A 14,360-nucleotide genomic window follows, 5' to 3' on the forward strand; every position below is an offset into this window, starting at 1 on the left:
GTCCTATTTTAAAACATGAGGATGCTGTGCCTCGTTAGACAACTCCTGTTCAATTTCCTCAAGACTTTTACCTTTGGTTTCTTTCAATTGTCCCCACAAAAAGACATAGCCGATCAAGCAGACTATTCCGTACAACCAAAATGTCCCTGCCGCTCCTAAGCTTTGATTTAACATCGGAAAGGTATAGGTAAGGACGAAACATGCTATCCATAACAGCGAGGTAGCTATAGCCATAGCTTGGGCCCTAACCGCTGTAGGAAAAATTTCTGCAATGATAACCCAGGTCACCGGCGCTAATGTCATTGCATAAACCGCAATTCCGGCTAATACCAGAAGAAGTACAAAGATTCCACTGCAATTGAGATAGTAGCAAGCGCCCAAAGCTGCATAAATACCAAAAAGTCCCGCTGCACCAAACAACATTAATGCGCGACGTCCGACCCTATCGACCATATACATCCCTACGAAAGTAAATATGACATTGATAACGCCTGTTATAATAATATTGAAGAGCATCCCCGAAACCGTATACCCTGCAGCTGTAAAAATCTCTTGCGCGTAGTTAAAGATCACATTGATGCCACACCACTGTTGAAAGACGGCGATAAAGCTTCCGAGCAGCAACAACTGCAATAATTTTCCCTTAAATAGGTTCCTTTTCTTTAGTTTATCATTATTTTTATTGGTAGCATCGATAGTGGCCATACTTTCGTCTGCATAATAATCACCCCCCATCCGCGAAAAGATACGTCTGGCCGCTTCATGTTTTCCTTTGTTGTATAACCATCTGGGGCTTTCTGGGATCAGAAAAAGCAGTAATAAAAAAATAACTGCTGGAATTGCTCCTGCCCAAAACATCCATCGCCAGCCTTGCTGTCCATTCCATGTTGTAGCTATAATCTCGTCAGGTAATACAGGTTTTGCAATTAGCCAGTTGACAATTTGTGCTGCGAGAATACCTAATACAATCGTCAGTTGGTTGATCGAGACAAATTTTCCACGACTTTCCGCAGGAGCTATCTCGGCAATATACATTGGAGCCAAATTGGAAGCTACACCTATACCTATTCCTCCGAGCACTCGATAGATAATAAAAACATTGAGGTTAGCAGCCATGCCCGTTCCCACAGCGGATATAATAAATAGAATCGCGGCTGTATAAATCAGCGGCTTCCGTCCATAACGATCTGCCATGCCTCCCGAAAGCAATACGCCGATAAAACTGCCTACAATCGCCGACGACATCGCCCAGCCTTGAAGCGCTGGGTCAGATTCCAAATGAAAATATGCCTCATAGAAAGGTTTCGCCCCTCCAATGACAACCCAATCGTAGCCAAAAAGAAACCCCCCAATAGCGGCCACAAAAGTAATTAGCAGCAAATACGTCGTCGCGGTCTTTTGCATAAGAATTTACATATTTAGATTTATTGACGTAAAAGTACAGGAATACTGCATGAGAATCATGTAAGTGAGCACGATAAACATGTAAAATATTATTATTTTTACAGCATAAACCAAATTTCCTAACTTATGATTCCAAATACGGATGTAATTGCAGAAGGATTCAAAGGCGAGAAGGCTATTGTACTTCCTTATTCCGTGTGCAACTATCAAGCACAGAGTAATATCACTTCAAAATTGCACATCACACATATAGGCTACTATCCGACAGCAAAAAAGCATTACCGCGATCGACAGGAAGGTTGTACAGAATATATTTTGATCTATTGCGAGAAAGGGCGTGGCTGGATCAAACAGGATGAAATGCTATATAATCTCTCCAGAAACGACTTATATATCATTCCCAAAAATACAACACACTCCTATGGATCCAAGGCTAATGATCCCTGGAGTATTTATTGGATCCACTTTCAGGGTACCGAGGCTTCCCTTTTTGAAAACATCATCGGACAGATCATTCATATCAATGATACGGACTCAAATAAACATACTGATCGTTTTCAGCTGTTCGAAAGTATCTACAAAAATTTAGAAATGGGCTATAGTCCAGAAAATTTAGAATACACAAGCTTCTGTCTCCAATATTTTTTGGCATCTATCAAATATGCAGCTCAATACGAGGAGAGCAATCGAATTAAACATGATAATATCATTCAGGATATCATCATGTTTATGAAGGACAATCTGGAGAGCAACATTAGTTTAGATGAAATTTCAGCACATTTTAATTATTCAAAATCACACATGATTAGCCTCTTCAAGCAGAAAACATCCTATCCGCCCATGGTATACTACAATCAGTTACGCATGCAAAGGGCCTGCTCCTATTTACAATTTACGTTACTGAAAATTAAAGAGATCGCTTTCAAATTGAACTTTTATGATCCATTTCATTTTTCCAAAGCTTTTACTAAAGAGATGAAAATGTCTCCTCAAGATTACCGTAAAAAGTATCAGAAATAGATTGATTAAATTTCACAAGTCTTCCTGTTAGCGGTTGACCCCTTCACAAAAAACGACTTTCTTTGAAAGACCATATCTCATACGCAACAGGCATAACAATTTCTGATAGCATTCCATTAAAAGGAGGCCCATTTCAGATAGGTTCCTATCTAAAGTTTACGCTTCGGCGAAAGAAGACCAACTAATAATTCTTAGGGCGAACAGCTCGCCTTATCCACAGTTTAAGCTGCTTTTAAAGGGGAAATTTGGGCGTTCTTTTTTCTAGAAAAGCGGAAACTCCTTCTTTGAAGTCATCTGTTCCGAACAAATGACCAAATGTATCCATCTCCACCTTACTACCATCCCGTCTTTTATCTCCAGCCGCATTAATAGCATCGATGGCACTTGCTACCGCAACTCGTGAACGTGTAAATATCTTTTGGAGGATTTCTTCTGCCCTCCCGATTAGCTTTTCCTGTGGGACCACTTCGTTAACCAGGCCGATTTCATACGCCTTTTGCGCATCAATCATATCGCCTGTCAAAATCATTTGCATTGCAGGTCCCTTTCCTATCAAAGCTGGCAGACGCTGCGTACCTCCGTAACCCGGTATTAATCCCAATGAAACTTCGGGGAGTCCCATTTTTGCATTCTCAGAAGCGATACGCATATGACAAGCCAATGCCATTTCAAGCCCTCCTCCTAAAGCATAACCATTGATAGCGGCAATAACAGGTTTTGGAGCCCCCTCAATAAGATCTGTAAAGATAATATGACCGCGCTCGCTCAACCAACGTGCCTGAACGACAGAAAGGTCGGTAAACTCCTTGATATCTGCACCGGCGACAAAAGCCTTGTGTCCAGCTCCTGTCAAAATAATACCACGCACATGATTATCCGCATTAAACTGCTTAAAAATTTCCTGTAATTCATCGAGCGTCTCTTGATTCAGGGCATTCATTTGAGGTTCACGATCGATTATAATATAGCCTATGCTATCTTTAACCTCATATTTTAAGTTCGAATATTGGATCATACAGCTAAAAATTAAAATGTATGGATGCGGTGAAGGTATCCGATGGTACACCTTCTCCACCTTTGTAGCTCAGTCTCTTTTTATACTCTAATCTAAGCAATTTAAAAATATTATCCACGCCCACCAAACCTTCAACGTAAGGTCTATCTCGGACTGCTTTTGTTTGAACGATACCATTTTTATCTGCTTCAAATTGTATATTCTCAGGGGTAACAAATGGATTATTCACATCGCTTAATTTTCCATAGAAAGCTTTGAAGCCTGTCACCTCACGCCATTTCAGTTTTCTAAATAAAGGGATTCTATTGAAGAAAAATCCGTTCCAATTGTGATAATAGGTCAATTTTAAAAACTGATCCGATGCAAATTCCGAAGCAGCCATCAAATCAAAATTTACCAAAGGACCCGATTTATCTCTCGTAACTTCAGGAAGTTCCAAGAGAGTATATGGTAAATGTTTTCCCCAGATTCTTCCACCTGAAAACTGAAGATCGGCCTGACCAGCCGGAGATAAAAACAGTCTTTTGAACACACTAAATCGCAAAGCATCATAACTATAATCTGCTCCCCAAAAACCTTTCAAACCCTTGTTATATTGAAGTGTAAAAATTGGATATTTATTTTCGACTGTTCCACGATCGAGATTATGATAGGTGAAATCTTCATTAGGAGCCCAGCGCAAAAGAACCTGAAAATCATTGGTATTGACCGCACGGATAGTATCAGGATGAGGTAAACTATTAACATAAAATAACTCGCCCTTAGGTTGTCTACGGGTATGTGTCAATGCCGTTCCAATACTCACGTGATTACCAAATTCAATCAAATGATCGAGGCGGTATATATCGTTGAATTGCCATTTATTTGGTCTGTTCTTTCCAAAAGACCTGAAAAATCCGTCACCTTTTAAGAAGCCCAGATTGCGCCCGGGTTCCATAACGTCATGCTGGACTGTAAAGCGGAGATAGTTCGCGGGAAATTGCACAATACGCTCTCCATTTAATGTAAATGCTGTACTCAGATAATACTTTATTTCCTTATCCTTATCACCATAGGCGGTATATCCCTCCATAAAAACCTTCTCAGAAAATAATCGCGTTGTCCGACCACTCAACCGAATACGGTTGCCCTCATAATTATTCCGGCTATAGAGATACTCTAATGGGCCAAACTCCACTTTCCCAGCATTATAATACCCCTTAGCCAATAGATAGCCCAATGCAACCAATTGGTTGAAAGACCGCATTTTCTGAACAGAATCAACTTTTTGATAGGCTCCCATTTCGGCTTTACTTAATGGCGTCGGTCTGACCTGAACGATTGGAACCTTTGCACCGGATTGAAGCAAGTATCTTTTTTCAACCGGCACGCCAACAAAATTGTCATTTGAGATTGAATCTGTTCGATGCCCAAGATATCGCGTTTCCCGCCGCCCATATAAAACATCGGTTTTACTTCCTCCAAACAACATTTTCAAATCTGTAAGTACCGGAAGCATACTACCATTTTTAAATTCGCTGTAGCTCAGATCAATCTGTACATCGTTGATCCAGTTGATATTTGCAGCCTTTCCAATATTTAGGGTTGCCTGATGAACAGCATAGCGAGTATCATCTGATATGAGAAGTACACCGTAGAACAATAAATCGATCTTTGATTTGCCTTCAAAGTGAAGTTTGATATAATCTTTTCCCGCTATTTGAACAGTATCCTGTATTCGATATCTGTAAAAGGCTGTTGCACCTGTCGCTATCGGACTCAATATGCCCTTATTTGCAACCTGTATGGTATTTTCATAAAGATCGACATCACGAAGTATGGTTTGAAAACGGGTCTGCCAATTATCATTATTGAAAAAACGTGGGTTTAGTTCGGTTTGATTGTGACTGGTAATAATCTTCTTGCTTCGATTAGGATCATATGAAGAATAAACATTCGCAAAATTTTCCTCTAGATAGAATGGCGCAATCGTAAGTCCCCTAAATACTGTCGAATCTATATTTTCGAAAAGGAATCGAAACGGCTTGGGAAATTTCTTGGCCTTATCCTCTGGATTCACAAACCCAAACTGCGTCTTCTCATATTCGTCAAAACGAATCTCTGGAATACGGCTGTAATGATTTTGCGGACGATGGGCGATAACTTGTTCTATTAGCGCGATCGCAGGATCTTTGGGCTTCCTATTTTTTCGATTGATCACGACGATATCCAAGGTATTATCTTTTGCGGTCAACCGTACGGTCATCAACGAATCACGCTCACGACGTACATCAACTGTTCTTCGTTCATAAGCTACAGACCCAAATACCAATTGCCTGTATTGCTTCTTATCCAAAATTTTAAAGTAACCCAGCGTATCACTAACGCCACCACTATCTTCCCCTACCCAGTTGATGGAAACACGACTAATCCCTTTCCCTGTCTGTGCATCGACAACCTTTCCACGTATAAATTCCTGCGCAATCACTTTCCCCCCGAACAACAGGAATAGTAACACACTAAAAAAGCTTATTGAAAAAGATTTAACACACACTTTAAACAGCATCTTCAAACTGATAGGATTTCTTTTTTACAATATACAATTTGTATTCAAGAGTTATGTCAATAAATATAAAAAAAGCATAACGAAATCGCTATGCTTTAGTAAACAACAAGTATTTTAACAGAAACTTTATATTAACTTTAATAGACAGTCCGGATACACCCCAATAAGGATAGTCAATCCAACAGCAAGCAAAAGGACGAATGAGTAATTCCATTGCACATTTACACAGGATTCTTCGCTGTCTCTAAAATACATTGCAACCACCACTTTTAAATAATAATAGACTGCAATAGCGGCATTGATAACTGCTAAAATCAATAATACGATATGATAGCTCTCCATGACCGAGGAGAACATCATAAATTTACCGATGAATCCAGCCGTCAATGGGATACCCGCCAGAGAAAGCATGGCTACGGTAATTGCGAATGCCAACATGGGATTTCGTTTTCCCAATCCATTAAACGCTTCAAAATGTTCTGATCCTGTTGTCTTCTTTACGAGGATCAACCCAGTAAATGCAACAATAGTTGCAAGTGAATAGGCAAGTCCATAAGCAAAAATACCATTTGCCGAAGTTGCCCCAACAGCTATGATGGCAAACAGCATATAACCTGCATGAGAAATACTCGAGTAAGCCAGCATGCGTTTGAAAGAAGATTGCATGACAGCGGAAATATTTCCGATAAACAATGTAATAATCGCGATGATCAGGAATACCGGTTCCCAAAAATCTTGTAAAGGAAGTAGACTGTAGCTAAATAATCGTAATAGTCCCGCGAAGGAAGCTACTTTAACGACAGTACTCATATAACTTGTAATCAGAATAGGTGCTCCATCATACACATCCGGAGTCCAAAAGTGAAATGGAGCTGCACCAACTTTAAAGGTCAGACCAACAATCAGTAATAGGATACCACCATAGAATAAAGGTGAAATTGCATGCGGATTATTTACGACATAGGCTTTTATTTCATCCAGATCAAATGAACCTGTAGCTCCATATAATAATGCGATTCCAAATAACAAAAATCCGGTAGAAAATGCACCCATCAAAAAATATTTCAGCGCCGCTTCATTTGACGCCTTATCCCGCTTACGGATACCTACCAGGATATAAAGCGCTACGGACATAATTTCTATCCCTAAAAAGAGCATGGAGAAATTGTGATAACTATTTACCAAAACAGCTCCAGTCAGTGAAAATATCAACAATGAATAATACTCTGCAACCTGTCCCCCCTCATCAAAATACCCTTTTGAAATAATAAATATGCACAAAGTAACGACGATGCATAAGACTGAAAATGCAATCGCATAATGATCGAAATGAACCATCCCGCTGAAAAGAGGCCCTTTGTCAACTGTCCAATCGTTCAGTAGAAAACCAATCGCTGCCAAGAATCCAAGGATGGAAACCGGCAAAAGCAAGGTTTTCGCTTTGAACAAGCCAAGATAAAGAACAACTAATGCTAATATTGAAAGTGTAATTATAGCTCCCATACAAATTGATATATCTATTTATCTGCCTAAAAATGTGCTTAAAACCTCCACTGAACCCGCAGAAAGATTCAATAAGAAATTCGGGAATATACCGATATAAAGAATCAAGAAGGAAATCAGACTCAATACAACGAGTTCTCCCCCTTTTACATCTTCAAACTGCATGGTTTTGTCCGTAGTTTCCCCCAACATCGTCTGCTGATAAAGGTGAAGCGTATAGACAGCCCCTAATATTAACGTTAGTCCGCCGAAAACTGCAAACCAGAATCCATATTGAAATACACCTTTCAATAACAGAAACTCACCTATAAAACCGTTGGTTAGTGGCAGTCCAACTGCCCCCATACAGATAATCATAAAAAAGATCGCTAATTTCGGAGCTTTGCTCGCAATTCCGCCAAGTTCTGAAAGACTACGTGTTTGCGTACGTTGTTGCACGATATCCAGTACATAAAAAAGTCCAATGACCGAAATACCGTGATTTAACATTTGTATTGTTGCACCACTCAGACCATTTGTATTCCAAGAGAAGACTCCTGCACTGATTAATCCAACGTGCGCAATTGAAGAGTACGCGATCAACCGTTTGGCATCGTCCTGCTTAATTGCAATGATAGAAGCATAAACAATTCCAATGACACATAAGATCATGGCAAATTGCCCATACAAAGCAACTCCCGTAGGAACCACAGGCAATAGCCAACGCATTAAACCATATACCCCCATTTTCAACATAATACCCGCCAATAACATCGTGCCAGCAGCTGGAGAATTCGTGTACGTATTCGGCTGCCAAGTGTGAAACGGAAAGATGGGAATCTTAATCGCAAAGGCGATAAAAAATGCCCAGAATAACCAACGTTGTGTGTCATCCCCCAGCTCCAAAGCGATAAAAGAAGTCCATTCAAAATCGTGATTTGGCACCTGTTGATAGAGATAAAGAATTCCGATCAACATCAAAAGACTTCCCAAAAAAGTGTAAATGAAGAACTTTAGATTAACCCGAATACGGTCACCTTCGCCCCAGAGTGCACAGATAAAATAAATCGGGATCAAAGCGATTTCCCAACCCACATAGAATGTAAAAGCATCCAATGCCATAAATACAAGCAACAATCCAGCTTGCATAAAAGCCATCAATGCATAAAAATTGCCCTTATAGTCTTTAGAAAAAGTTGTCGCAATAATGAAAGGCATCAATCCATTGGTCAACAGTATCAGCGGTAAGCTAATCCCGTCTACGCCAAGATGAAAATGAATATGCAAGGCCGAAATCCACTCCCAATTTTTTTCGAATTGCATCCCGCCATTTGGATCAAATTGACAAAGGAATGGGATCGTCAATGCGAGCGATACGATTGATAAAATCAATGCTATTGACTTGGCGGCATTGGTCTTTAATAAAGCTAAAATCAATGCGCTGATTAACGGCAATAAAATAAGTAAGAAAAGGTTATCCATCGATTATACTAAATATTAAAGACTCAAAAATCCATAAACGAAAATAGCAATCACTCCAATTACCATCATCAATAAATAAAACCCAACATTTCCATTTTGAAGCAAGCGGAGTACTTTTCCGGTATCGAATGTTGCTTTACCAGCCCCATTAACAATACCATCAATACCGCGTTGATCCACGACCTGACCAAAGAAAGTCGACAACCAGTTGATCGGGCGTACAACGACCGCATCATAAAGTTCATCCACATAAAATTTATGGTAGGAAAGATTTGCCAGAAAGCCCCGTGGAGCTTCATCTTCAACAGGCATCTGTTGGCGCTTCACATAAACGTTGTAGGCAAGGCCAACCATAATTAATACACCAAATACAGAAACCGCCATTAACATGTATTCGGTGCTATGCTCCAAATGATGTGCAGCAGGAATCAATGCCTTCCCCTCAGCAAATACCGGCGCAAGAAAATTCTCCAACCAATGGTTTCCACCTAGCACCGTAGGCAAATTGATTGCTCCACCAACAACAGAAAGCACCGCTAATACCATTAAAGGAATTGTCATACTTTTTGGTGATTCATGCAGGTGATATTTTTGCTCGTCAGTACCTCTAAATGAGCCGGAAAATGTCATGAATAACATTCTGAACATATAGAAAGCTGTCATTAACGCTCCCAAAAATCCGAGGCCCCATAAGATTGGGTTGGCAGCAAATGCATTGGCCAATATTTCATCTTTAGAGAAAAATCCAGAAAATGGAGGGATACCTGCAATTGCAATCGTTCCAATTAGCATAGTGATATAAGTAACCGGCATTGCTTTCTTTAATCCACCCATTTTTCGCATATCTTGCTCATCACTCATACCATGGATAACTGATCCTGCACCAAGAAATAATAAGGCTTTAAAGAACGCATGAGTCAATACGTGAAAAAATGCACCCGTAAATGCTCCCACGCCTAGACCAAGAAACATATAACCCAATTGAGAAACTGTAGAATAAGCCAGTACTTTCTTAATATCATTTTGTGTTATTGCGATTGCAGCGGCCAACAAAGCAGTACAGATTGCTATAATGGAAATCAGCTGCAATGTGATCGGTGAGAGCACAAACAATACATTGGATCGAGCGATCATATAGATCCCCGCTGTCACCATAGTCGCAGCGTGTATCAAGGCCGAAACAGGTGTAGGACCAGCCATAGCGTCCGGTAACCAGGTAAATAATGGGATTTGTGCGGACTTACCTGTTGCGGCAATAAATAGTAATATGGTTATACTCACCACAGCGATGTCACCAACAGCAAAATTCTTTGCCCCAGCAAATACCGTGGAAAATTCAAGTGATCCGAAAGTCCCCAGTATCAAAAATACGGCTAACAAAAATCCTAAATCACCTATTCTATTCATCACAAATGCCTTTTTCGCAGCATTTGCATAAGACGTGTTTTTATACCAAAATCCAATGAGTAGGTAAGAACAGAGTCCTACACCTTCCCAACCAATAAACATGACAAGGTAATTAGAACCCAACACCAAGAGCAACATGAAAAAGATAAATAGATTCAAGTAGGCGAAAAACTTACCGAATCCATTATCATGATGCATATACCCAATAGAATAAATATGGATCAAGAAACCGATACCAGTGACTATTAATAACATAATCGCACTTAATGGGTCCACTAAAAAGGACAGACTTATTTTGAGATGCCCCACTGAAATCCAGTCAAATAGATGTTGTTCGATAATTCCTGCTTGTCCTGCCTGTCTTGATTGATATACTTCAGAAAAAAGGATGCAGCTGCAGATAAAAGAAATAAGAACCACGGCACTGCCCAAAGCACCGATCATACCTTTGGAAAATGCATTTCTGCCCAATCCATTCACTATAAACCCGATTAAGGGCAAAAGGGGAATCAACCAAATTAATTCACTCATCGTATTTATTTCTTAAGTTCTACCAACGAAGTTTATTCAAGGAATCGATATCCACAGACTTCGTATTCCGATATACCATAATAATAATAGCCAGACCGACCGCTACTTCCGCGGCTGCAAGTGCCATAATAAAGAAGACAAACACCTGCCCCGATGAATCGCCATGCTGCACCGAAAAAGCCGCTAATAGCAGATTGACAGCGTTAAGCATCAATTCGATGGACATCATAATAATAATTACATTACGACGGATCAATACACCGATCACACCAATAGCAAAAATAATAGTGCAAAAAATCAAATAATGATTTATCGGTACACCCTGCAACTGTTGAACAACTGTTTCCATTAGATTTGTTTAGGTTCTTTCTTAGCTAATAAAATTGCTCCTATCATGGCCGTCAATAACAATAAAGAAGACAATTCAAACGGAAGCAAAAATTCGTTAAACAATACCTTGCCTAGGTTTTTCACCAATCCAATTTCAGGATTAACGACAGTCAAGGGGTTGGAGATCTCAAACACACGATAAACTCCAAAAAAGGTTACCAATAAGCAACAACCGGCAATTACTCCCATAAATTTGACCATATTGGATTTCATCGGTTCGGTATCCTTATTTAAATTGAGCAACATGAGTACAAATAAAAAGAGTACCATGATCGCCCCCATATAGACGATAAAATTGACCACAGCCAAAAACTGGGCATTCAATAAAATGTAATGCACTGTGAATGTGAAAAAGGTAATGACCAAGTACAATACACTATGCACAGGGTTCTTTGTAAAGATGGTCATCAGCGCAAAGAAAATAGACAAGAAGGCTACAAAATAAAATACTGTCATAATTTCTTGAATTAGCTCTTTAATTTGGTAATATCAAAGGTTGGCTCGACCAGCTTATCCTTCCCATATATAAAATCCTTACGTAGGTAATCTGCCGTCACATGTGGACCATCCAAATAAATAGCTTCTTTTGGACAGGCTTCTTCACAAAGACCGCAGAAAATACAACGCAACATATTAATTTCATAAACTGATGCGTACTTTTCTTCGCGATAAAGGTGTTCTTCACCTTTTTTACGCTCAGCAGCAGTCATAGTAATGGCCTCCGCAGGACATGACAACGCACATAATCCACATGCGGTACAGCGCTCGCGTCCCTCCTCATCACGCTTCAACGAATGCTGTCCCCGAAAATTTTTGGAATAAGGTCTTATTTCTTCGGGATATTTAACAGTGGGGATTTTCTTAAAAAAATGCCTCAATGTAATCCGCAGCCCTCTGACAATTGCTGGAAAATAGATTCTTTCCGAAAAGGTCATTGGCTTTTGTTCGATTACTTTCTTACGATTGCTTAGTTGCATAAAATCCTTTCTTATGATGAGAAATAAGTATCTTTTATCAATGTAAATACGCCTGTAAGTACAATATTGGCAATAGCCAATGGAATCAGCATCTTCCAACCCAGATTCATCAATTGATCATAACGGAACCGTGGTAAAGTCCAGCGTACCCACATAAAGAAAAAGATAAATCCAAATATTTTAAGGAAAAACACGATGACACCAATAATGGTGATCCAGTTTGCTGACAGCCCCAGATCATTCATAAAAGGGAAATTATACCCTCCAAAATAAAGTGATGCCATCAGTGCCGAAGAAACAAACATATTAATATATTCGGAGAACATATAGAGTCCCAATTTCATGGAAGAGTACTCAGTATGATAACCGCCGACCAATTCAGTTTCACATTCGGGTAGATCAAAAGGAACACGGTTACACTCCGCAAAGGCACAGACCATGAAAATAATAAATCCAAGTGGCTGTGCCCAGATGTTCCAATTGACGAAGCCAGACTGTTGCGCTACAATTTCTTTAAGCGAGAGACTTTGTGTCACCATCAATAATGCGATAATGGAAAGGCCCATCGCGATTTCATAGCTGATACTTTGTGATGCCGCACGAATTGCGCCCATTAACGAAAATTTATTATTGGATGCCCATCCACCCAACATGATGCCATATACTCCCAATGCGATCACACCAAACATGTATAATATACCGACATTGACATCTGCCACCTGTAGCGATACCACACGATCTCCAATCTGTAATTCCTGCCCCCAAGGGATAACAGCCGAACTAATACAGGCCGTGATAATCGCAATTGTCGGTCCAACAATAAAGAGGACCTTATGTGCGCCAGCTGGAATAATCTCCTCTTTAAAGAAGAACTTTCCGCCATCACATAAGGGCTGCAGAATTCCAAATATACCTGCCCGGTCCGGACCGTATCGATCTTGCATAAAACCTGCTATTTTACGCTCGGCAAGTGTCGAATACATCGCAATCACCAAGGTAATCACGAAGATCACAGACACCAATATTAATTTTTCTATAACAAAAGACCACTCCATGATGCGTGCTTATTTCAATTTTTCTGTTCTAGCCAACTGTTCCCGGTTTTGTTGTTGGAGTATCGGGTTCTCCTTCACTACTTTTGGCGGATTAAATAGTTCATAATGATTGGCCGAGATAACAGATTGCGAATCAATTTCTGTCGGTTCATCCAGGATCCAATCACTTGTTTTTTTCTGATCAAAGCGACAGGTATTACAGATAAATTCTTCTACCTCACCAAATTCATCTTTCCGTGCAGTCACACGGATAACTTCTTCTCCTTTATACCATAAAGTCACTTTGCCAGAACATGTCGGACAATCACGGTGCGCGTCTATCGGCTTTGTAAACCAGACCCGGTTTTTGAAACGGAAAGTTTTGTCAGTCAAAGCCCCGACTGGACAGACATCAATCACATTCCCCGAAAAATCATTGTCGATTACATTTTCGATATAAGTAGATATTTCCGAATGATCTCCACGCCCCAAAATACCATGCACACGTTGATCCGTCAATTGATTCGCCACATAAACACAACGGTAACATAAGATACAGCGGTTCATATGCAATTGGATTTTGTCCCCAAGATCGATTCGTTCAAAAGTACGGCGGTCAAACTCATAACGGGTATCTGCACTGCCATGTTCATACCCAAGATCTTGTAACTTACATTCTCCAGCCTGGTCGCAAATGGGACAATCCAAAGGATGATTGATCAAAAGAATCTCAACGACGCCCTTTCTTGCCTCCACTACCTCTGGTGAGGTAATGTTCTGCACTTCCATACCATCCATCACCGTAGTCCGACAGGATGCCACGAGTTTTGGCATCGGCCGAGGATCCTTTTCGGAGCCTTTCGAGACCTTCACCAAACAAGTACGACACTTCCCGCCACTTCCTTCCAGTTTAGAATAATAACACATTGCCGGCGGAACGATGTCGCCACCAATTTGCCGTGCTGCATTCAATATGGTTGTCCCCGGCGCGACCTCTACTGGTATACCGTCGATTGTGACTTTAAACTTTACATCTTCCGCTTCTGCCATGATATTTATAATTTATCGTTACA

At 40.2% G+C, this 14,360-nt stretch carries 12 protein-coding genes; 1 reads left to right on the forward strand and 11 read right to left on the reverse strand.

Features of this window, described 5'->3' with window-relative positions; genetic code table 11:
- Positions 1 to 3 precede the first annotated feature (3 nt).
- Complete coding sequence (locus tag BWD42_RS15540) at positions 4 to 1,404, reverse strand: sugar porter family MFS transporter (protein WP_077437300.1); 1,401 nt, start codon at positions 1,402 to 1,404, stop codon at positions 4 to 6.
- A 126-nt stretch (positions 1,405 to 1,530) separates the two neighbouring features.
- Here BWD42_RS15540 and BWD42_RS15545 point away from each other — a divergent pair, with 126 nt between their 5' ends.
- Complete coding sequence (locus BWD42_RS15545; protein WP_077437301.1) at positions 1,531 to 2,424, forward strand: AraC family transcriptional regulator; 894 nt, start codon at positions 1,531 to 1,533, stop codon at positions 2,422 to 2,424.
- A 232-nt stretch (positions 2,425 to 2,656) separates the two neighbouring features.
- On the opposite strand, the gene BWD42_RS15550 is transcribed toward BWD42_RS15545, so the two are convergent.
- The 10 genes from BWD42_RS15550 to BWD42_RS15595 form a co-directional block, all read right to left on the reverse strand.
- The gene (locus tag BWD42_RS15550; protein ID WP_217700084.1) at positions 2,657 to 3,439 is read right to left on the reverse strand and encodes an enoyl-CoA hydratase/isomerase family protein; all 783 of its coding nucleotides are present in this window, start codon (positions 3,437 to 3,439) and stop codon (positions 2,657 to 2,659) included.
- 4 nt (positions 3,440 to 3,443) lie between these two features.
- Positions 3,444 to 5,936 (reverse strand): DUF5686 family protein, encoded by a 2,493-nt coding sequence (locus tag BWD42_RS15555; RefSeq protein ID WP_175992073.1) that lies wholly within the window; start codon positions 5,934 to 5,936, stop codon positions 3,444 to 3,446.
- 174 nt (positions 5,937 to 6,110) lie between these two features.
- Positions 6,111 to 7,487 (reverse strand): NADH-quinone oxidoreductase subunit N, encoded by a 1,377-nt coding sequence (locus BWD42_RS15560; protein WP_077437303.1) that lies wholly within the window; start codon positions 7,485 to 7,487, stop codon positions 6,111 to 6,113.
- Positions 7,488 to 7,505: 18 nt separating this feature from the next.
- Complete coding sequence (locus BWD42_RS15565) at positions 7,506 to 8,948, reverse strand: NuoM family protein (RefSeq protein WP_077437304.1); 1,443 nt, start codon at positions 8,946 to 8,948, stop codon at positions 7,506 to 7,508.
- A gap of 15 nt (positions 8,949 to 8,963) precedes the next feature.
- Positions 8,964 to 10,886 (reverse strand): NADH-quinone oxidoreductase subunit L, encoded by a 1,923-nt coding sequence (gene nuoL, locus BWD42_RS15570; RefSeq protein WP_077437305.1) that lies wholly within the window; start codon positions 10,884 to 10,886, stop codon positions 8,964 to 8,966.
- Positions 10,887 to 10,905: 19 nt separating this feature from the next.
- Positions 10,906 to 11,235 (reverse strand): NADH-quinone oxidoreductase subunit NuoK, encoded by a 330-nt coding sequence (gene nuoK, locus BWD42_RS15575; RefSeq protein ID WP_077437306.1) that lies wholly within the window; start codon positions 11,233 to 11,235, stop codon positions 10,906 to 10,908.
- The gene (locus BWD42_RS15580; RefSeq protein ID WP_077437307.1) at positions 11,235 to 11,732 is read right to left on the reverse strand and encodes an NADH-quinone oxidoreductase subunit J; all 498 of its coding nucleotides are present in this window, start codon (positions 11,730 to 11,732) and stop codon (positions 11,235 to 11,237) included. The genes nuoK and BWD42_RS15580 overlap by 1 nt, the downstream gene beginning before the upstream one ends.
- A gap of 11 nt (positions 11,733 to 11,743) precedes the next feature.
- Positions 11,744 to 12,253: a NuoI/complex I 23 kDa subunit family protein gene (locus tag BWD42_RS15585; protein ID WP_077437308.1), complete on the reverse strand. Its 510-nt coding sequence runs from the start codon at positions 12,251 to 12,253 to the stop codon at positions 11,744 to 11,746.
- An 11-nt stretch (positions 12,254 to 12,264) separates the two neighbouring features.
- Positions 12,265 to 13,308 (reverse strand): NADH-quinone oxidoreductase subunit NuoH, encoded by a 1,044-nt coding sequence (gene nuoH / locus BWD42_RS15590; protein ID WP_077437309.1) that lies wholly within the window; start codon positions 13,306 to 13,308, stop codon positions 12,265 to 12,267.
- Between the two features lie 9 nt (positions 13,309 to 13,317).
- Positions 13,318 to 14,337 (reverse strand): 2Fe-2S iron-sulfur cluster-binding protein, encoded by a 1,020-nt coding sequence (locus BWD42_RS15595; protein ID WP_077437310.1) that lies wholly within the window; start codon positions 14,335 to 14,337, stop codon positions 13,318 to 13,320.
- Positions 14,338 to 14,360: the final 23 nt, after the last annotated feature.

The organism is Sphingobacterium sp. CZ-UAM (genome assembly GCF_002000245.1).
Taxonomy (GTDB): Bacteria; Bacteroidota; Bacteroidia; order Sphingobacteriales; family Sphingobacteriaceae; genus Sphingobacterium.

Excerpts from the sequence above, each read along its gene's own strand:
- BWD42_RS15560 (WP_077437303.1), bottom strand. The coding sequence starts at position 7,487 with ATGGGAGCTATAATTACACTTTCAATATTAGCATTAGTTGTTCTTTAT.
- BWD42_RS15580 (WP_077437307.1), bottom strand. The coding sequence starts at position 11,732 with ATGACAGTATTTTATTTTGTAGCCTTCTTGTCTATTTTCTTTGCGCTG.
- BWD42_RS15545 (WP_077437301.1), top strand. The coding sequence starts at position 1,531 with ATGATTCCAAATACGGATGTAATTGCAGAAGGATTCAAAGGCGAGAAG.
- BWD42_RS15565 (WP_077437304.1), bottom strand. The coding sequence starts at position 8,948 with ATGGATAACCTTTTCTTACTTATTTTATTGCCGTTAATCAGCGCATTG.
- BWD42_RS15550 (WP_217700084.1), bottom strand. The coding sequence starts at position 3,439 with ATGATCCAATATTCGAACTTAAAATATGAGGTTAAAGATAGCATAGGC.
- nuoL (WP_077437305.1), bottom strand. The coding sequence starts at position 10,886 with ATGAGTGAATTAATTTGGTTGATTCCCCTTTTGCCCTTAATCGGGTTT.
- BWD42_RS15585 (WP_077437308.1), bottom strand. The coding sequence starts at position 12,253 with ATGCAACTAAGCAATCGTAAGAAAGTAATCGAACAAAAGCCAATGACC.
- BWD42_RS15540 (WP_077437300.1), bottom strand. The coding sequence starts at position 1,404 with ATGCAAAAGACCGCGACGACGTATTTGCTGCTAATTACTTTTGTGGCC.
- BWD42_RS15595 (WP_077437310.1), bottom strand. The coding sequence starts at position 14,337 with ATGGCAGAAGCGGAAGATGTAAAGTTTAAAGTCACAATCGACGGTATA.
- nuoH (WP_077437309.1), bottom strand. The coding sequence starts at position 13,308 with ATGGAGTGGTCTTTTGTTATAGAAAAATTAATATTGGTGTCTGTGATC.
- nuoK (WP_077437306.1), bottom strand. The coding sequence starts at position 11,235 with ATGGAAACAGTTGTTCAACAGTTGCAGGGTGTACCGATAAATCATTAT.